This is a genomic window from Kribbella soli (assembly GCF_004331345.1).
GTDB classification, from domain to species: Bacteria; Actinomycetota; Actinomycetes; order Propionibacteriales; family Kribbellaceae; genus Kribbella; species Kribbella soli.
Genome location: NZ_SJJZ01000003.1, coordinates 719,417 through 738,664 on the forward strand (window position 1 = coordinate 719,417; position 19,248 = coordinate 738,664).

A 19,248-nucleotide genomic window follows, 5' to 3' on the forward strand; every position below is an offset into this window, starting at 1 on the left:
GACGTGACCGACTTCGCGTACAAGCCGACGCTCACCGGGGACCTGGTGGTCCTGCGCCCACTGGACGAGGGCGACTACGACGCGCTACGCGCCGCCATGGACGACCCGGACGTCACCCGCCTGACCGGCAGCCACGGCGAGATCGGTGAGGAGCAGGCCCGCGAGTGGATGCGGACCCGCAAGGACCAGACCGACCGGCTGGACCTCGCCATCGTCGACAAGACGTCGGGGGCCGTCGTCGGTGAGGCCGTGCTGAACAACTGGGACCCGGACAACCAGTGCTGCAGCTTCCGGATCCTGATCGGCCCGGCCGGCCAGGGCCGCGGCCTCGGGACCGAGGCGACGCGGCTGATCGTCGGCTACGGCATCGAGCAGCTCGGCCTGCACCGGATCAGCCTCGGCGTCTACGCGTTCAACCCGCGGGCCCAGCGCGCCTACGAGAAGGCGGGCTTCAAGGCCGAGGGCGTACTGCGGGACGCGCTGCGGTGGGACGGCGAGTGGGTCGACGAGATCGTGATGTCCGTACTGGCCCCCGAATGGATGCCGTCTATGGATACCGTCTGAGGTGTGATCAAGGCCGAACGCATCGCCGTACTGACCGGCGCCGGGATCTCGACCGCGTCGGGGATCCCCGACTTCCGGGGCCCGCAGGGGATATGGACGAAGAACCCGGCCGCAGAGGCGATGTTCGACATCGACGAGTACGTCGCCAGTCGCGAGGTCCGGGTGGCGACCTGGAAGCACCGGCTGGCCGTGCCGGCGTGGACGGCCGAACCGAACCCGGGTCATCTCGCTCTGGTCGAGCTGGAGCGGCAGGGCCGTCTGACCGGTCTGATCACGCAGAACGTCGACGGGCTGCACCAGAAGGCCGGCTCGTCGCCGGAGCTGGTCCACGAGCTGCACGGCACGGTCTGGTACGTCGACTGTCTCCAGTGCGAGCGCCAGATCCCGATGGCCGACGTACTCCCCCGACTCGAGTCAGGCGACGAGGACCCGGCTTGTGAGGTGTGCGGCGGCATCCTGAAGTCCGCCACCGTCTCGTTCGGCCAGTCTCTCGACCGGGCGGTACTGGACCGAGCTGTCGCAGCCACCGAGTCAGCCGACCTGTTCCTGGCTGTCGGCACGTCACTGCAGGTCTACCCGGCCGCGGGTCTCTGCGACCTCGCGCTGAATGCCGGAAAGCCTCTGATCGTCATGAACGCACAACCGACGCCGTACGACGAGCAGGCGACGACTGTGCTGCGCACACCGATCGAGACGACACTGCCGGACCTCGTGACCTTACCGTGACATTCGAGCCCTCCTCACGGTAAAAGGCGGCGGCTACCGTCCCCGGCAGGGTGAGTCGGCGGGGAGGGGCACGTGATGCGCGGGTTCAGGCGTTCGACAGCAGGTTTCACCGCAGCCGCAGTGGTCGTACTGGGGTTGGGTACGGCAGCACCGGCTCCAGCCCAAGTGACGGCGGACAAGGTGATCACCGTCGCGGGCTCGTTGCAGAGCGAGTTGGGGTGCGCGACCGACTGGGATCCGGGCTGCGACGCGTCCAGTCTGGGTGCGAGTGCGCCGTACACGAAGGTGTTCGACGTACCGGCGGGGTCGTACGAGTTCAAGGTCACGGTCAACAAGAGCTGGGACGAGAACTACGGCGCCGGCGGCGTGCGGGACGGCCAGAACATCCCGCTGCGGCTCGAAGGCCCGGCCAAGGTGCAGTTCAGTTACAACGACACTAGTCACGTTGTGACGATGACGCCGGTGGAGCTCGCCGGTCCGACGGTGACGGCCGCCGACAAGATGCTCGCGACACCGAGCCTGCGCCCGGACCTCACCAAGGAGCGGTTCTACTTCCTGATGGCTGACCGGTTCGCCAATGGCAACAAGGCGAACGACGCCGGCGGACTCACCGGTGACCGGCTGCAGACCGGGCTCGATCCGAAGGACAAGGGTTTCTACCACGGCGGTGACCTCGCCGGAGTGATCCAGAAGCTCGACTACATCAAGTCCCTCGGTACGACGTCGATCTGGCTGACCCCGTCGTTCAAGAACCAACCGGTGCAGGGCTCCGGCGCCAATGCGAGCGCTGGGTACCACGGGTACTGGATCACCGACTTCACCCAGATCGATCCGCACCTGGGCACCAACGCCGACATGCAGCAGCTGATCGACCTCGCGCACCGCAAGGGGATGAAGGTCTTCTTCGACATCATCACCAACCACACCGCGGACGTGATCGACTACCAGTCCGGCCAGTACGGCTACATCCCGAAGTCCACCTCGCCGTACAAGGATGCCCAGGGCAAGGAATTCAACGACAAGGACTATGCCGGCACCGACACCTTCCCGGCGCTGGACAAGAACATCTCCTTCCCCAACATCCCGGTCTTCCGGACGCCGGCCGACGAGACCGTCAAGGTCCCGGCCTGGCTGAACGACCCGACGCTGTACCACAACCGCGGCGACTCGACGTTCGCCGGCGAGAGCGCGGAGTACGGCGACTTCGTCGGGCTGGACGACCTGTTCACCGAGCAGCCGAAGGTCCGGGACGGGATGATCGACGTCTACAAGACCTGGGCCGAGCTCGGGATCGACGGGTTCCGGATCGACACCGTGAAGCATGTGAACATCGAGTTCTGGCAGAAGTTCTCGCCCGCGATCCTGGCGGCGGCGAAGAACGCCGGCTCGAAGAACTTCTTCATGTTCGGCGAGGTCTTCGACGCGAACCCGCAGTTCATGTCGACCTACACGACCAAGGGCGCGCTGCAGGCGACGCTCGACTTCGGGTTCCAGCAGAGCGCGGTCGCGTACGCGAAGGGCGACCCGAGTACCAAGCTGCAGGACTTCTACGCGGACGACGACTACTACACCGACACGGACTCGAACGCGTACGAGCTGCCGACGTTCCTCGGCAACCACGACATGGGCCGTGTGGGCACGTTCCTGAAGCAGGGCGGCGCCGCCGGTCAGGACCTGCTCGCGCGGGACAAGCTGGCACATTCGCTGATGTACCTGACCCGCGGCCAGCCGGTCATCTACTACGGCGACGAGCAGGGCTTCACAGGTCCCGGTGGTGACAAGGACGCGCGGCAGGACATGTTCGCGACCCAGACCGCCGACTACGCGGACGACGAGGTCGTCGACGGCACGGGTACGACGACGATCGGCAACAAGGACAGGTACGACGTCAGCTCGCCGATGTACAAGCACATCGCGGCGATGGCGAAACTGCGTGCCAAGTACCCCGCCCTGTCCGACGGGCGACAGGTGCACAGGTACGCGTCCAAGGCCAACGGCCTGTACGCGTTCAGTCGGATCGGCAGCGACAACGTCGAGTACCTGGTGGTCGCGAACAACTCGAACACCGCGGCCGCTGCGACGGTGGCGACGTACGGACCGAACACGTGGCTCAAGCCTGTGTACGGCGGCTCAAAGTCGGTGAAGACCGACCGTGAGGGCAGGGTGGCCGTCAGCCAGGGTCCTCTGTCCGTGACGGTGTACCAGGCCCAGACCAAGGTCCCGCCGCGGGCCAAGGCGCCCAACGTCTACATGAGCTCGCCAGAGGCCGGTGCAGCGGTCGGTGGGCGCGCAGAGATCGCTGCTGCGGTCCCAGCGAACACCCCGGTGACAGTGACGTTCGGCTACCGACCTGTGGGTACGACGGCGTGGAAGCGGCTCGGTGCCGACGACAACGCGCCGTACCGCGTCTTCCACGACGTGTCCGGGCTGGCCAAGGGCACGCTGCTCGAGTACCGCGCCGTACTGCGGGATGCCTCGGGCAACTACTCGGTCTCCGGTTCGTACGGCGTGGTTGGTGACGCTGCTGCGCCGGGTGGCGGCGGTGGCGGGACAGGTCCCGTCGTACAGCCGGCCAACGTATCTGTCCCGGGAGACCACAACAGTGAGATGGGCTGCGGCGGGGACTGGGCGCCGGACTGCGGGCAGGCTCAGCTGAAGCTGGACGCGAAGGACAAGGTCTGGAAGGGCACGTACACGTTGCCGCCCGGTGAGCACGCGTACAAGGCGGCGATCAACAAGACCTGGGACGAGAACTACGGCGCCGGCGGTGTGCTGAACGGCGCCAACATCTCGTACACCGCACCGACCACACCGGTCACGTTCTACTACGAGCACGGACGGCACTTCGCCACGTCCACCGCACAGGGGCCGATCATCACTGCGCCCGGGTCGTTCCAGACCGCACTGGGCTGTCCGACGGACTGGGATCCGTCCTGCATGCGACCCTGGTTGACCGACGAGGACGGCGACGGGACCTACACCTGGTCCACCAGCGAGCTGAAGGCGGGCAACTATGAGGCGAAGGTCGCGCACAACCTGTCAATGGACGAGAGCTACCCGGCTCAGAACGTACCGGTCGTGGTGCCGTCGGACGGGCTGGTCGTCACGTTCTCGTACGTGCTCGCGACCCACCAGTTCACGGTGACGACGGCCAAGCCCGGTGCACAGCCGGACCTGAGTCAGGCGAAGGCGTACTGGCTCGACCGCAACACCCTCGCCGTACCCGCGGTCGACCACGCCGAGCGGTACCGGTGGCGGCTGCACTGGTCGGACACCGGTTCGCTGAAGATCGACGCGAACGACATCGGCGGCTCGTCGGCCGCACTGCGCTACGACCCCGCCGTGGTGAAACCGGGGTACACCACACTGCGGCTCGACCAAGCGGACGTACGCAAGATCCTCACCGGTCAGCTCGGTCTGGCGCAGTACGACGACGCAGTGCGACTGCTGGACGCGACCGGCGTCCAGATCCCGGGTGTGCTCGACGACGTCTACGGAAACGCGACCGGCCGCTCCTACGGCGTCACGTGGCAGGGCGGCAAGCCGACCTTCACCCTCTGGACACCGACCGCCCAGGACGTGCGGCTGACGATCGGATCGTCGACAATCCCAATGCACACCAACGGCGACGGTTCCTGGTCGGTCAGTGGATCACGGTCGTGGAAGAACGCGTCGTACCGCTATCAGGTGAAGGTGTACGCACCCAGCACCGGCAAGGTCGAGACGAACGTCGTCACGGACCCGTATTCGGTGGCGTTGACCACCGACTCGACGTACTCCGTTGCCGCTGATCTCAACGATCCGGCGGGTAAGCCGGCGCTCTGGTCGACCACTCCCGCGCCGAAGCTCGCGCGGGGCGTCGACTCGACCATCTACGAGCTGCACGTGCGGGACTTCTCGATCAACGACAGCACGGTGCCGGCTGCGCACCGCGGTACCTATCTGGCCTTTGCCGACGAAGGCAACGGGACCAAGCACCTGCGGTCGCTCAAGGCAGCCGGGCTCAACACCGTGCACCTATTGCCGACATTCGACATTGCATCAATCCCCGAGACCGGACAGCAGACGCCCGCGTGCGATCTCAAGTCGCTGCCGCCCGACTCCGAGCAGCAGCAGGCCTGCGTGACAGCGGTGGCTGCGAAGGACGGGTTCAACTGGGGCTACGACCCGTTCCACTGGCTCGCGCCGGAGGGGTCGTACGCGACTGCCCGGGATGGCCTGGCGCGCGTCGCGGAGTTCCGCACGATGGTCGGCGGACTGCACAAGGCCGGGCTGCGCGTCGTCCTCGACCAGGTCTTCAACCACACCCCGGCCGCAGGTCAGGCGCCGACATCGGTGCTGGACCAGATCGTGCCCGGGTACTACCAGCGGCTCAACGCGACCGGGAAGGTCGAGACCTCGACCTGCTGCAGCAACATCGCGACCGAGCATGCGATGGCCGAGAAGATCATGGTCGACGGCACGGTGAGCTGGGCGCGCAACTACCACGTTGACGGCTTCCGGTACGACCTGATGGGTCACCACACCAAGGCGAACATGCTGAAGGTCCGCGCCGCGCTGGACAAGCTGACGCTCGCCAAGGACGGCGTCGACGGCAAGTCGATCTACCTGTACGGCGAGGGCTGGAACTTCGGCGAGGTCGCGAACGACGCGCTGTTCGTCCAGGCCCGGCAGGGGAATCTCGGCGGGACCGGGATCGGCACGTTCTCCGACCGGCTGCGGGACGCGGTCCGGGGCGGCGGGCCGTTCGACGACAACCCGCGGGTCCAGGGCTTCGGCTCCGGCGAGGCGAGCGACCCGAACGGTGACCCGGTGAACGGTACGCCGGACGACCGCGCCAAGCGGCTCGCCCACGACACCGACCTGGTCCAGCTCGGGCTGGCCGGCAACCTGAGGTCGTTCAGCTTCACGTCGGCGTCCTCCGGGAGTGTCGTCCGCGGGGACCAGGTCGACTACAACGGCTCACCGGCCGGGTACGCCGACCAGCCGGACGAGGTGATCACGTACGTCGATGCCCATGACAACGAAACGTTGTGGGACACGCTGACCTACAAGCTGCCGCCGAACCTGCCGATGCCGGACCGGATCCGGATGAACACGTTGTCGCTGGCAACGACCGCGCTGGCGCAGACACCGTCGTTCTGGCACGCCGGCGCGGACCTGCTGCGGAGCAAGTCGCTGGACCGCAACTCGTACGACTCCGGCGACTGGTTCAACACGCTCGACTGGACCGGTGCCGACAACGGCTTCGGGCACGGGCTGCCGCCGAAGACCGACAACGAGGCCAAGTGGCAGTACATGCGGCCGCTGCTCGGCACCGCGGCCCTGAAGCCGTCGGCGACCGATGTGGCCTCGGCCTCCGCCGCGGCCGCCGATCTGCTGAAGCTGCGCTTCTCCACTCCCCTGTTCCGCCTCGGGTCGGCCGCTCTCATCAATCAGAAACTGAGCTTCCCCCTGAGCGGTACGACGCCGGGCGTCATCACCATGCGCGTCGACGACACCGTCGGCCCGGACGTCGACCCGGCCCTGAAGGGCCTCGTGGTCGTCTTCAACTCCACCAACTCCACGGTCACCCAGCAGGTCCCCGGTCTGACCGGCGCGAACCTGAGCTTGTCCCCTGTGCAGGCCAACGGCTCTGATGCAGTGGTCAAGCAGACCACGTGGTCCTCGGCCGCGGGCACCGCAACAGTCCCGCCGCGAACTGTCGCCGTACTGGTCCAGCACTAGAGAGTCCAGCGCTAGAGGCCGGCGAACCGAGCTGCCGCTACGAAAGCCGCCAACGCCAGAAGGATGGTGTTGGCGGCTGTCGAGCCGGGCTCGCGCAGCGAGGAGTGGGAGGTGGCCGCGCCGATCATGACGACGCACAGGCCCACGGCCGCGAGTGGGGTGAGGACGCGGGCGGTGCCGGACAGCCAAGGCGCGAAGAGACCGGCCACCGCGAGGAGCTCGCAGACAGCCACGAAGCGGACCAGCGGCATGGGGAACGGGGCGATCCCGGTCTGACCGGTGGCGATCAGGCGAGCACGAGACATGACGGCCTTCAGGACGCCCGAGATCGTGAAGACAACCGCCAGCACTCCGCTGAAGATCCAGGTGATCGTATTCATGTCGATTGCAGACGATCGACAGCTCAGAGCTGTGACACTGTCACTGGAAGGCGTCCCCGATCGTCTGTGATTGGTGTGATGGAGGAACTCAGGCCGCTGCTGCTGTCGATCGCGTACCGGATGCTGGGCACGTTCGGGGACGCGGAGGACGTCGTACAAGAGGCGTACCTGCGGCTGCACCGGGAGCCCGAGGTCACTTCACCGAAGGCGTTCCTGACCACGGTGACGACCCGCCTGGCGATCGACCAACTGCGATCGGCGCGACGGCAGCGGGAGGAGTACCTCGGACCGTGGCTGCCGGAGCCGGCCGTCGACGAGTACGTCGACCTTGCAGACCGCGCCGCGCTCTCGGACTCGCTCTCCACCGCGTTCCTCGTCGTCCTCGAACGACTCACCCCGGACCAGCGCGCGGTGTTCCTGCTCGGTGACGTGTTCGGCTACTCGTACGACGATCTCGCCGGCTTCCTCGGCAAGACGCCGGCCAACTGCCGCCAGCTCGCCGTCCGCGCCCGCCGTCGGATTGCCGACAATCGACCGCGCTTCGACCCGTCCCCGCAGGAACGCGACGAGCTGGTACGACGGTTCGTCGCGGCCGCCGAGGACGGTGAGCTGGAGGCACTCGTCGCCGTACTCACCCCGGACGCGACCTTCACCGGCGACGGCGGCGGCAAGGGCGGCTTCCCCCGTCCGGTGCACGGCGCCGGCAACGTGGCCCGGATGCTCATCGGCGCCTTCGGCAAGTTCCGCGAACTGACCTCCGAGCCGGTGCATGTCGGCGGTCAGCCCGCGCTGCGGATCCACGATCGGTCGAACCACACCGTCGCGGTCTGGTCGTTCACCATCGCCGAAGGCCGGATCACCGCGATCCACGGCATCGTGAATCCCGACAAGCTGACCCACCTCCAGCCGTCAGGGCACCCGGACGACCAGAGCTGACGCGTCGACCTCGGCGGTCAACGACGTGCCGTTCGAGACGGTGTCGCCATCGAGCTGGCGCCGTACTGTCCGCTCCGCCCGGACCTGGATGCGACGACCGGTGAAGCGCTGCAGATGTTCCTCGCGCCAGGACTTGAGCACCAGGCCGAGCAAGAGCCGCGGCCACTGACTGACCCGGCGCGGGGTGAGGAGCACCGCGTCGATCCGCCCGTCGTCGGGTGCTGCGTCCGGCAGCAGCGGGATGTTCGCCTGCAGCGTGCCGACGTTGCCGAGCACCACGGTGCGCGCGCGACGGCGTACCGCGGGCTGGTCGTCGACCGTGATCTCGACCCGGACGAACGGATGGTTCAGGTTCTTCAGCGTCGACACGACGTACGCCGCCCAGCCGGCCCGCTTCTTCAGGTCCTCGGGGGCATCCGCGATGATCGCGGCATCCAGCCCGAGGCCTGCCATCACCACGAAACGGTCGGCCGGCAACTGGTCTCCCTCGACCCGCACGCTGTCGATCCGCCGGTCCGAGCCATCGAGTACCTCGGCCAGCGCGGTCTCGAGCTCGAGCGAGATGCCGAGGTTGCGGGCGAGCAGGTTCCCGGTTCCGGCCGGCAGCACCCCCGCCGGGATATCGGTCCCGGCGAGCTCGGCGCACACCACCCGCACGGTCCCGTCACCGCCGGCCACCAGGACCAGGTCGACCGCCTCGTCGATCGAACGCCGGGCCATCGTCACACCGGCGTCGTCCTCGGTCGTCTCCAGCCACAGCGGATTCTCGTACCCCCGCGCGGCCAGCGCCTTCTCGACGGTACGACGGAAGTCGTCGCCGTCGACCTTCACCGGGTTCACGATCACGGCTGCCCGCCTGGCAGAACTCACCTGATATTTGTCCGTTCGGAGAGATAGCGTGCTGAGAATGAGCAGACTTCCACGGAGTACGCCAGAAGCCCAGGGGCTGTCCGCTGCCGCGCTCGACAATTTCGTCGGAGCGCTCGACGCCGGGCGACCGGAGATCCAGACCGTGATGCTGGTGCGGCACGGCCACGTGGTGCTGGAGGAGGCGTGGGCGCCGTACCGGCTGGAGGATCGGCACCTGCTGTTCTCGGTGTCGAAGAGTTTCACGTCGACCGGCATCGGGCTCGCGATCGACGCGGGGCTGTTGTCACTGGACGACCAGGTGATCTCGTTCTTCAACGCGGACGAGTTGCCCGAGACGGTCAGCGACAACCTGGCCGCGATGAAGGTCCGGCACCTGCTGACGATGACGACCGGGCACTCGCAGGACACCGTCGAGGCGCTCAGCCGGGATCGCCGGATGGTGAAGATCTTCCTCGGACTCGACGTGCAGCACGAGCCGGGCACGGAGTTCGTGTACAACAGCGGCGCGACGTACATGCTGTCGGCGATCTTGCAGCGTCTCACCGGCGAGAGCCTGCTCGACTACCTGCGTCCGCGGCTGTTCGAGCCGCTCGGCGCCACCGAGGCGACCTGGCAGGTGTCGAAAGAAGGCATCGTCGTCGGAGGCTGGGGCCTGAGCCTCAACACCGAGTCCATGGCGTGCTTCGGTCAGCTCCTGCTGCAGCACGGCGAGTGGAACGGCAAGCAACTCGTCCCCGCGGAATGGTACGAGGCCGCCACCTCGAAGCAGGTCCCCAATGACAAGGAGGAGAACCCGGACTGGCATCAGGGCTACGGCTTCCAGTTCTGGCGCGGCCGCCACACCACGTATCGCGGCGACGGCGCGTTCGGGCAGTTCATTCTGGTCTTCCCGGAGTACGACGCGGCGCTTATCACCACGAGCGCGACAAGCGATATGCAGGCGATCCTGAACACCGCCTGGGACTACCTGCTGCCGGCCCTCGAAGGCAAGGAAGTCCCCGCGACGCAACGCCCAGAGCGGCTCGAGCTTGCACCGCCGAGCGGTCCCGCACCCGCACCGGGCAACGGGCAGACGTACCGCTTCGTGGTGAACAACCCGACCGGCCTGACCGCCGTACGACTCGACCCCGACGGCACCGGCACGTTCAGCTTCGAGGACCAGCAGGGCCAGCGCCACGACCTGGTCTGCGCGGCCGGTGCGTGGCAGGAGCAGACCGCAGCAGGCCCGTTCGAGGACGCCGGTCCCGAGACCGGTGAGCGGGTCCTGACCAGCGCGTACGGCGACGGCGACGCCTTCGTCGCGACGTTCCGCTGGATCGAGACCCCGTTCCTCGCCACCCTCACCTGCCGGACCGAGGGCGACACGATGACCATCGACGGTCAGCTCAACGTCTCCTTCGGACCGACCAGCTTCACTGCCGTTTCGGAGAAGTGATCCACGTCATGTCACAAAGCCGGGACCGGCGCGTGTCCTCCGGGTCGTAATCACGGACGACGGAGGATGACATGAAGGTTTTGGTGGCAGGCGCGACCGGCGGACTGGGCCGGTCACTGGTACCGCAGCTGATCGCGGCCGGACACGAGGTGACCGGGATGACCCGGTCCGAGTCGGGCGCGGCCGGGGTGCGGGCGTTCGGTGCGGACGCCGTACTCGCGGACGGCCTGGACGCCGCCGCCGTACGCGCCGCGGTGGAGTCGGTCCGCCCGGAGGTCGTCGTACACCAGATGACGGCGCTCAAGAGCGGCATCGACTTCAAGCACTTCGACGACAGCTTCGCGATGACGAACCGACTGCGGATCGAAGGCACCGACAACCTGCTCGCGGCCTCCCAGGCGGCCGGCGTACGACGGTTCGTCGTCCAGTCGTACGCCGGCTGGAACCTCGAGCACGGTGGATCCGCCGCGAAGACCGAGGCGGACCCGCTCGACCCGAACCCGGTGCCCGCCCAGCGGCAGACGATGGCCGGGATCAAGCACCTCGAGTCCGCGGCCCTGAACACCGAAGGGATCGAGGGCGTCGCGTTGCGGTACGCGAACTTTTACGGCCCGACCGGCGACATCGGCAAAGGCGGGTCGATGGTCGAGATGATCCAGAAGCGCCGGCTCCCGCTGATCGGCGACGGCAGCGGGGTCTGGTCCTTCATCCACTACGACGACGCAGCGGCGGCAACAGTGAAGGCGATCGAGAGCGACGTCACCGGCGTGTTCCACGTCGCGGACGACGACCCGGCGCAGGCGGCGGTCTGGCTGCCCGAGTTCGCCAGGATCCTCGGTGCGAAAGCGCCGCTGCGCGTCCCGACCTGGCTCGGCCGCCTCGCGGCCGGCGACGTCGGTGTGGCCGCCTTCACCGAGATCCGCGGCGCCGACAACACCCTCGCCAAGCAGACCTTCGACTGGCAACCCGGCTACACCTCCTGGCGCGAAGGTTTCCGCCACGGCCTGTGACGCGGGACAGGTGAGAGGATTCCTTTACTTCGCTGTTACACACGAGGACGACTGCTGAAACCGGCTCGTCCTGAACTGGAACAGACCCGCCGGAACGGCGGGGCGCCCCTAGGGTTCCGCTGCTGGTCGATCTGACGGCAGGACTGGTCCGAGAGGGGAGGCGGTGCTGTCTGTGTTGACGATGTAGTCGCGACCGCACCGCTCCACGGCGGGACAAAAGCCCGGGAGGCCTTGATGGCCCCGGGCTGCCGTGTGCGTTCCGGGCCGATCCAGCGGAGGCCGGAATGCCAGGATCCAGCACAGCAACCCCCGAATCACCGACCACCGATCAACTGGGCGCGCGAGATCTCGGTGGCTTCGGCTACGCCCAGCAGCTCTCACGCCGCGTCGGCAGTTATGCGTCGTTCGCGGCCGGTTTCTCGTTCGTCTCCATCCTCACCACCGTCTTCCAGCTGTTCGGTCTGGGCTTCGGCTTCGGCGGTACGGCGTTCTTCTGGACCTGGCCGGTCGTCCTCACCGGTCAGCTGATGGTGGCGTTGTGCTTCGCCGAGCTCGCCGCCCGGTACCCGTTGTCCGGCGCTATCTACCAGTGGGCCCGCCGCCTCGGTGGCGCGGTCGTCGGATGGTTCGCGGGCTGGACCATGGTGATCGCGCAGATCATCACGCTGGCCACGGCAGCCATCGCGCTGCAGGTCGTACTGCCCGCGGTCTGGCCCGGCTTCCAACTGGTCGGCACCGACCCCGCTCTCGCATCGAAGGACGGCGCGGCGAACGCCGTACTCCTCGGCTGTCTGCTGCTCGTCGCTACCACCGCGCTCAACGCGACGAGCGTCCGCATCACCGCGGTCGTGAACTCGGTCGGCGTGACCTGCGAGCTGATTGGCGTCGTTCTGATCGTCATATTGTTGACAAGCAGAGCCGAGCGCGGTCCGTCCGTCGTACTGCACACGACGAACCTCGACAGCACCACCGGGTATGTCGTACCGCTGCTCATCTCGGCGTTGATGGCGGCGTACGTGCTGGTCGGGTTCGACAGCGCCGGCGAATTGTCGGAGGAGACGCACAAGCCGCGGGCCACGACGCCCCGGACGATCATCCGCGCGGTCACCGCCTCGGGGATCGGCGGCGCCTTCCTGATCGTCGCGGCGCTGATGGCGGCGCCGTCGCTGACCGACGGAGACCTCGCCACCCAGGGTCTCCCCTACGTGCTGACAAGCCGGCTCGGTACGACGGCAGGCAAGCTGCTGCTCCTCGATGTCGCCCTCGCGGTCTGCGTGTGCACGCTGGCGATCCAGACCGCGGCGGCCCGGATGCTCTTCTCGATGGCGCGAGACAACGTGCTGCCGGGATCGCGGCAGCTGCGCAAGGTGTCCACGCGGACCGGTACGCCAGTCGCTGCGACGGTGGTGCCCGGTGTGCTGGCCGGTGTCTGCCTGGTGGTGAACGTGGGAAACGCCGGCCTGTTCCTGGGCCTTGCCAGCGTCTGCATCATGCTGCTCTACATCGCCTATCTGATGGTCACGACGCCACTGCTGGTACGGCGTCTGACCGGCGGCGGACTGCCCGGCGGCGTGGACGAGAACGGCCGGCCGTTGTTCTCGCTCGGGCGGTTTGGTCTGATTGTCAACATTGTTGCGGTCGCCTACGGACTCGCGATGGCGATCAATCTCGGGTGGCCACGCGCCGACGTGTACGACCCGGCAGGCGACGGCTGGTACCTGCAGTACCTCCCGCTGATCACCCTCGGCGTCGTCGCAGTCGGCGGCCTCCTCGCTTACCGGGCCCAGCGCACGGCGTACCACGCCTCGATCGGCGTACCTGTACGCACCACCACACCGACCGTCGAAGCAGAAGGCGCCAGCGCATGACCCCGGCCGCCACACCAAACCCCACGCTCACTCCCGCTCATACGCACGAGGTTCCGGGCGCCGTTGCGTGGTCCGCGCCGGTGCGGGCCGGACGCACCGTCACGCTGACCGCACTCGCCGACGGTGCGAACGCGACCATGCTGATGATCGGCGCCGACCGCCTCGATCGCCTGAACATCCCCGACACGTTGAAGTCCCAGATGTCAGCACGCATCAAGCCAGGCATGGTTCTGATGTCGGATCGCGGCCTGGCCCTGGCAACCGTCACCGCCTCAAGCCTCGACTGGCACGACTGCCTCACCGGCGCCCTCCCCGACCAGCTCCTCTTACTCGAACTCACCAAACACGGCTTCGGCGAAGCTGATCTGCACGCCTGCATCAACTTCTTCAGCAAGGTCTCCGTCGCAGACGATCCACGAGCGTCGCTCACCTACGTCCCCGACCACGCCCACGCAGGTGACACCGTCACGCTCCGGGCCGACCAAGACCTCCTGATCTTCCTCTCGACCGCACCCCACGCCCTGTCCGACGAGCCTGCCGCAGGCGTCGCCGTACAGATCGAAACGCCGGCTCACACAGACGATCCCGAACTCCGCGAGGAAGCGACCCGCGCGCTGCGCCTGACCCGGGAGCTGATCGCATGACCGTCACCTCAACCACCGCCACAACCGCCGCCTCGCTAGACACCGTGGTGGAAGCCGGCGACGGCGCACTCGTGACGGTGCCGTCGGGTGGGCGTCTGCGGATTGTCGACCTGCACGGCAATCAGGCCGTGGACACGTTGTTCTACGACGCCCACGACATCGACAACCGGTACTCCGCCTTCGACACGATCCGCGAGCAGCGGGCCGTGTTCCTGACCACCGGGTCCCGCCTGGTATCGACCAGGCTCGACGAACTCGCCGTGATCACCGACGACACCTGCGGCCGGCACGACACCGTCGGCGGCGCCTGCTCGCAGGAGAGCAACGTCATCCGGTACGGCGAGTTCACGCGGCATCAGCACGCCTGCCGGCAGACGTTCCTGCGCTACGGGGCGAAGGCGGGCATCGGCCAGCGTCACCTCGCCCACAACGTCAACTTCTTCATGAACGTGCCGGTGACGTCGAGCGGCGGCCTCACGTTCGAGGACGGACTGTCCGCCCCGGGAAAGTACGTCGAGATCACCGCGAGCCGCGACCTGTTCGTGCTGATCAGCAATTGTCCGCAGGTCAACAATCCTTGTAACGGCTGGGATCCGACGCCGATCCAGCTGCTGGGCCGGTGGTGACGGTGGCCGTGGTCACAGTTGTTGCGCCGGGCATCCAAACGACGGTGCAGGACCTGGCCGGCCGGCCGGGTCTGTGGGACGTCGGCGTACCGCCGTCCGGGGCTGCCGACGAACTCACGTTCGCGCTGGTCAACGCCGCGGTCGGCAACCCGGACAGTGCGGCCGGGCTGGAGTGCGTACTGACCGGACCGGTTCTCACCTGTGACGAGGATCGGCTGATCTGCGTCGGAGGCGCTGCCCGCAATCCGACTGTCGACAATCTGCCGTTCAGGCCGGGGATGGTCATCCGGTGGCCGGCCGGGGCCGTGCTGGACGTCGGCCCGCTGGACGGTCCTGGGATGCGCGGGTACGTCGCGATCCAGGGCGGATTGAACGTGCCGCGAGTGCTGGGCAGCCGGTCCACCTTCGTCCTCGGCGGCTTCGGTGGTCACGACGGCAAGCCGCTCGCGGCCGGCGACGAGCTTCCGCTCGGCCGCCAGGAGAACCTGCTCACCCCGTTGTCGGTGGAGCTGCCCGCGATCTCGAACTCCTGGCAGGTGCGCGTGATCCCCGGACCCCACGGAGCACCGGAACATCTCACCGCGGACGGCGTCGAGGCGTTCTTTGCCAACGAGTGGATTGTCGACCATCGGTCCGATCGCACCGGTGTCCGGCTGACCGGGCCGAACCCAGGCTGGGCGCGGACCGACGGCGGCGAGGCCGGTCTGCATCCGTCGAACGTGCACGACTCCGCGTACCCGGTCGGCGGCATCATGCTGTCCGGCGACACCCCGGTCATCGTCGGCAAGGACGGGCCGTCGCTCGGCGGGTTCGTCGTACCCGCCGTAGTGATCGAGGCCGACCGCTGGATGCTCGGCCAGCTACGCGCCGGCGACTCCGTTCACCTCACCCCCGTGACCCCCGAAGCGGCCGCCGAGGCGATCCAGGCCCGCCGTCGCTGGCTGACCGATCTGCGTCAGGAACCCGCGCCCGTCCAGGTCTCGACCGGTGCGCCGGATCGCCCGAGGGTCCTGCACGACGGCGAGCAGGTCGGCACGGCGCCGTCGTACACGATCAGGTGCGCGGGCGAGCGACACCTGCTGGTCGAGGCCGGACCGGCCGAGCTCGACCTCACGGTCCGGGTCTGGATCCACCTGCTGGCGCAAGCCCTGCGGGAGGACCGGCCGGCCGGGATCACGGAGATCGTCGAGGGGGTGCGATCGCTGCTCGTCGCGGTCGACTCGGCCCGGCTCGCGCTCACCGAACTCGCGGAGCGGCTCGCGTTCCTGGCCGCCGGCCTGGGCGATCCGGAGACCGTGGTGCTGCCGGCCCGGGAGGTGGTGCTGCCGATCGCGTTCGACCATCCGGCGGCCCACGAGGCGATGCGTCGCTACGCCACCTCGGTACGGCCGGACGCGCCGTGGTGCCCGGACAACGTCGAGTTCATCCGGCGGGTCAACGATCTCGAGACGCGGGACGAGGTCTTCGAGATCGTCCAGGCCGCGACGTACCTGGTGGTCGGCCTCGGCGACGTGTACCTCGGTGCACCGGTCGCCGTACCGGTCGATCCGCGGCATCGGCTCGTCACCACGAAGTACAACCCGGCGCGCACCTGGACGCCGCAGAACGCGGTCGGGATCGGTGGGATCTACCTGTGCGTGTACGGGATGGAGGGTCCCGGCGGGTACCAGCTCGTCGGACGCACGGTCCCGGTCTGGCGGCTCTCCCCCGATGACGCGCAACCTTGGTTACTGAGGCAGTTCGACCTGATCAGATTCGCGCCGGTGAGCGCGGAGCAACTCGCCTACGAGCGGGCCGAGATCGCGGCCGGGCGGGCGGATCTGAAGACCGCACCGGCGACGTTCTCGATCGCCGACGTACGCCGGATCGAGCAGGAGGCACCTGTGGACATTGCGACCTTGCGCGCCAGACGCCGCGCCGCATTCGAGGCGGAGCGGGCACGGTGGGGCGCATGAACAACGAGTGGATCACCCGGGTCGACCCGATCGAGCCGGTCCCTGGACCGTTGCGTGGGCTGACGATGGCGCTCAAGGACAACATCGACCTGGCCGGTGTGCCGACGACCGCAGGCGACCCACGCAGCACCGAGCCCGCGAAGGACAACGCGTTCGTGGTCGATCAGCTGATCGCCGCCGGCGCCGTACCGCTGGGGAAGACGAATCTGGATCAGTACGCGACCGGTCTCGTCGGCACGCGGTCGCCGTACGGCGCATGTCACTCGGTCTTCTCGCCTGAGCATGTGTCGGGCGGCTCGAGCTCGGGCAGCGCGGTCGCGGTCGCCACCGGTCAGGTCGACTTCGCGCTCGGCACCGACACCGCGGGGAGCGGTCGTGTTCCGGCGGCCTTCAACCGGCTGGTCGGCATCAAGCCGAGCCGTGGACTGGTCTCCGCGCGCGGCGTCGTCCCGGCGTGCCGGTCGCTCGACTGTGTCACGGTGATGGCGCGATCGGTCGCCACCGCGCGCCGGGTCTTCGACGTGATGGTTGCCTTCGACACCGATGACGCCTGGTCACGGAGAGCGTCGTCACTCCCCCATCGCCGGCCGGGCCGCGTCGCGGGATCGGCGGCGATCATCGGCGTACCGGATATCCGGCTGGAGCTGGATCCGGAGTACGAACAGGCATGGCAGGCGACACTCGACGAGGCGCATCGTCTCGGCGAGGTGGTCAAGGTCGACGTACAGCCGTTGCTCGAAGCTGCCGACCTGCTGTATTCCGGACCGTGGCTGGCCGAGCGCTGGCTGGCGTTCGGGGACAAGCTGGACGACTCCGCGGCGGTCGATACGACCGTGCGAACGATCGTGCGCGGCGGCGCGGCGCTGACCGCGGCCGGCGCGTTCGCGGGGTTCGACCGGCTCGCGACACTGAAGCGTGCGAGTGAGCACCTGTGGACGCAGCTCGACGCGCTCCTGCTGCCGGTGACGCCCGGGCATCCGACGCTGGCCGAGGTGGCGGCCGATCCGATCGGCGTGAACAGTCGTCTCGGTCGCTTCACGAACATGGTCAACCTGCTCGACCTGTGCGCGATCGCCTTCCCGGGACCGGATCGGGCCGACGGTCTGCCGTTCGGGATCCAGCTCATGGCACCCGCCGGCCACGACCTCGAACTGATCGATCTGGCCGCTCTCTGGTGTGGTGAGGACGTGCCGACGCGTGCTGCGGACACCGACGTCCTGCTCGCAGTCGCGGGCGCCCATCTGTCCGGCCAGCCACTCAACGATCAGCTGGTACGGCGTGGTGCTCGGCTCGCCTTCACTGCTCGGACCGCTTCGTCGTACCGGATGTATCTGGTCGACGGACCGCGTCCCGGCCTGACCCGGACCCTGCCGGGTGCGGGCGGCCCAGGGATCGAGGTCGAGGTATGGAGCGTGCCGGCTGCCGAGCTGGGTGGATTCGCGGCCACCATCGAGCCTCCGCTGGCGATCGGACCGCTTGAGCTATCAGACGGTCAACAGGTTCTCGGCTTCGTGTGTACGGCGGACGCCGCGGACCCCGACCGTGACATCACCAGTTCCGGCGGCTGGCGCGCGTACCTGGCGGGGAACTGAGCTGGTCCGCGCCGTCAGTTCGGCGGAAGGCCCCTGGCGCGATGCCGAATTCGCGCTTGAAGGTCTTGGCGAAGGCGAACTCCGAGGAGTAGCCGCAGCGTCTGGCCACTGTGGACAGCGGTGCGTCGGTCGCTTGCAGCAGCTTCGCTGCCAGGGTCATCCGCCACCAGGTCAGGTACGCCAGCGGCGGCCTGCCGACGAGCGCGGTGAAGCGCTGCGCGAACACCGTCCGGGACAGCCCGGCCCGTGCGCCGAGCTCCTGCACCGTCCACGGCGCGGCAGGCTCGGCGTGCATCGCGTGCAGCGCCGCGCTGACGGCGGGGTCCGCGAGCGCCGCGGGCCAGCCGGTCGGCGAGCCTGTCGACTGATCGTCGAACCAGGCGCGCAGCATGTAGAGCAGCAGGAGGTCCAGCAGCGCGGACACGCTCGCGGTCGCGCCCGGGCGCGGCTCGGCGACCTCGCCGCCGAGCAGGTCCACGGCGGTCCGTAGCCGCGGGTGGTGTCCGATGTGGGCCGGCAGATGCACGATGTCGGGCAGGTCGGCCAGCAGCGGGTGGGGACGCGACCGGTCGAGCACGTAGGCGCCGCAGAGCAGCTCGGTGACGGCGCCGCCGGTGCCTGGATCGTCCTCGCGGTCGCGTCCGCCCACCTGGAACTCGGTGAGCGGGCTGCCGGGATCGTTGGCGAGGGCATGCCCGGGTTCGCGGGGCAAGAACACGATGTCGCCGGTATTCAGCCGGAGCGGCTCGGCGTCGGCCGGCAGCATCCAGCAGGTGCCGCTGAGCACGATGTGGAATCCGGCGCCGTCGGTCGGCGGGAAACGCAGACCCCAGGGGGCGCTCAGCTTGTTGCGGTTCGAGTGCGGACGGCCGGTGCGCATCGTCGTCACTGCGTCGCTCAGCACATCCACAGCGG

General features: G+C 68.2%; 14 protein-coding genes and 1 riboswitch. Of the genes, 11 read left to right on the top strand and 3 right to left on the bottom strand.

The features are described 5' to 3' along the window. Positions 1 to 3 precede the first annotated feature (3 nt). The 3 genes from E0H45_RS26335 (at position 4) to pulA (ending at position 7,017) form a co-directional block, all read left to right on the top strand. On the top strand, positions 4 to 564 hold the full coding sequence (locus tag E0H45_RS26335; protein ID WP_131342195.1) for a GNAT family N-acetyltransferase: 561 nt from the start codon (positions 4 to 6) through the stop codon (positions 562 to 564). Between the two features lie 3 nt (positions 565 to 567). After that, positions 568 to 1,290 carry an SIR2 family NAD-dependent protein deacylase gene (locus E0H45_RS26340; protein ID WP_131342197.1) on the top strand — a complete coding sequence of 241 codons (723 nt, stop codon included), beginning with the start codon at positions 568 to 570 and terminating at the stop codon, positions 1,288 to 1,290. 75 nt (positions 1,291 to 1,365) lie between these two features. Further along, a complete protein-coding gene (pulA, locus tag E0H45_RS26345) occupies positions 1,366 to 7,017 on the top strand; it encodes a pullulanase-type alpha-1,6-glucosidase (RefSeq protein ID WP_131342199.1) in 5,652 nt (1,883 codons plus the stop codon). An 11-nt stretch (positions 7,018 to 7,028) separates the two neighbouring features. Here pulA and E0H45_RS26350 read toward each other — a convergent pair whose 3' ends face one another. Then, a complete protein-coding gene (locus tag E0H45_RS26350) occupies positions 7,029 to 7,397 on the bottom strand; it encodes a DoxX family protein (RefSeq protein ID WP_131342201.1) in 369 nt (122 codons plus the stop codon). A 78-nt stretch (positions 7,398 to 7,475) separates the two neighbouring features. On the opposite strand from E0H45_RS26350, the gene sigJ reads away from it, so the two are divergent. Next, positions 7,476 to 8,333, top strand: a complete 858-nt coding sequence (gene sigJ, locus E0H45_RS26355) for an RNA polymerase sigma factor SigJ (protein WP_131342203.1) — start codon at positions 7,476 to 7,478, stop codon at positions 8,331 to 8,333. On the opposite strand, the gene E0H45_RS26360 is transcribed toward sigJ, so the two are convergent. Then, on the bottom strand, positions 8,307 to 9,203 hold the full coding sequence (locus tag E0H45_RS26360) for a diacylglycerol/lipid kinase family protein (RefSeq protein ID WP_238155288.1): 897 nt from the start codon (positions 9,201 to 9,203) through the stop codon (positions 8,307 to 8,309). The genes sigJ and E0H45_RS26360 overlap by 27 nt on opposite strands. A gap of 37 nt (positions 9,204 to 9,240) precedes the next feature. Here E0H45_RS26360 and E0H45_RS26365 point away from each other — a divergent pair, with 37 nt between their 5' ends. The 7 genes from E0H45_RS26365 (at position 9,241) to atzF (ending at position 18,333) form a co-directional block, all read left to right on the top strand. Further along, entirely contained in the window at positions 9,241 to 10,638 is a 1,398-nt protein-coding gene (locus E0H45_RS26365; RefSeq protein ID WP_238155289.1) for a serine hydrolase domain-containing protein, read from the top strand. A gap of 71 nt (positions 10,639 to 10,709) precedes the next feature. Next, on the top strand, positions 10,710 to 11,648 hold the full coding sequence (locus E0H45_RS26370) for an NAD-dependent epimerase/dehydratase family protein (RefSeq protein WP_131342207.1): 939 nt from the start codon (positions 10,710 to 10,712) through the stop codon (positions 11,646 to 11,648). A gap of 97 nt (positions 11,649 to 11,745) precedes the next feature. After that, positions 11,746 to 11,878: riboswitch (guanidine-I (ykkC/yxkD leader) on the top strand. Positions 11,879 to 11,932: 54 nt separating this feature from the next. Next, entirely contained in the window at positions 11,933 to 13,516 is a 1,584-nt protein-coding gene (locus E0H45_RS26375; RefSeq protein WP_131342208.1) for an amino acid permease, read from the top strand. After that, positions 13,513 to 14,160 (top strand): DUF1989 domain-containing protein, encoded by a 648-nt coding sequence (locus E0H45_RS26380; protein WP_131342211.1) that lies wholly within the window; start codon positions 13,513 to 13,515, stop codon positions 14,158 to 14,160. Before E0H45_RS26375 ends, E0H45_RS26380 begins: the two co-directional genes overlap by 4 nt. Beyond that, positions 14,157 to 14,786: an urea amidolyase associated protein UAAP2 gene (locus tag E0H45_RS26385; RefSeq protein WP_131342212.1), complete on the top strand. Its 630-nt coding sequence runs from the start codon at positions 14,157 to 14,159 to the stop codon at positions 14,784 to 14,786. Before E0H45_RS26380 ends, E0H45_RS26385 begins: the two co-directional genes overlap by 4 nt. 8 nt (positions 14,787 to 14,794) lie before the next feature. Further along, entirely contained in the window at positions 14,795 to 16,741 is a 1,947-nt protein-coding gene (locus E0H45_RS26390; RefSeq protein ID WP_238155291.1) for a 5-oxoprolinase/urea amidolyase family protein, read from the top strand. Continuing rightward, complete coding sequence (gene atzF, locus E0H45_RS26395) at positions 16,738 to 18,333, top strand: allophanate hydrolase (protein ID WP_131342216.1); 1,596 nt, start codon at positions 16,738 to 16,740, stop codon at positions 18,331 to 18,333. The genes E0H45_RS26390 and atzF overlap by 4 nt, the downstream gene beginning before the upstream one ends. On the opposite strand, the gene E0H45_RS26400 is transcribed toward atzF, so the two are convergent. Then, complete coding sequence (locus E0H45_RS26400) at positions 18,290 to 19,243, bottom strand: AraC family transcriptional regulator (protein ID WP_131342218.1); 954 nt, start codon at positions 19,241 to 19,243, stop codon at positions 18,290 to 18,292. The genes atzF and E0H45_RS26400 overlap by 44 nt on opposite strands. Positions 19,244 to 19,248 lie beyond the last annotated feature (5 nt).

Bases quoted from the DNA above. Each gene is read 5' to 3' on its own strand.
- pulA (WP_131342199.1), top strand. From the start codon at position 1,366: ATGCGCGGGTTCAGGCGTTCGACAGCAGGTTTCACCGCAGCCGCAGTG.
- E0H45_RS26350 (WP_131342201.1), bottom strand. From the start codon at position 7,397: ATGAATACGATCACCTGGATCTTCAGCGGAGTGCTGGCGGTTGTCTTC.
- sigJ (WP_131342203.1), top strand. From the start codon at position 7,476: ATGGAGGAACTCAGGCCGCTGCTGCTGTCGATCGCGTACCGGATGCTG.
- E0H45_RS26365 (WP_238155289.1), top strand. From the start codon at position 9,241: ATGAGCAGACTTCCACGGAGTACGCCAGAAGCCCAGGGGCTGTCCGCT.
- E0H45_RS26370 (WP_131342207.1), top strand. From the start codon at position 10,710: ATGAAGGTTTTGGTGGCAGGCGCGACCGGCGGACTGGGCCGGTCACTG.
- E0H45_RS26375 (WP_131342208.1), top strand. From the start codon at position 11,933: ATGCCAGGATCCAGCACAGCAACCCCCGAATCACCGACCACCGATCAA.
- E0H45_RS26380 (WP_131342211.1), top strand. From the start codon at position 13,513: ATGACCCCGGCCGCCACACCAAACCCCACGCTCACTCCCGCTCATACG.
- E0H45_RS26385 (WP_131342212.1), top strand. From the start codon at position 14,157: ATGACCGTCACCTCAACCACCGCCACAACCGCCGCCTCGCTAGACACC.
- atzF (WP_131342216.1), top strand. From the start codon at position 16,738: ATGAACAACGAGTGGATCACCCGGGTCGACCCGATCGAGCCGGTCCCT.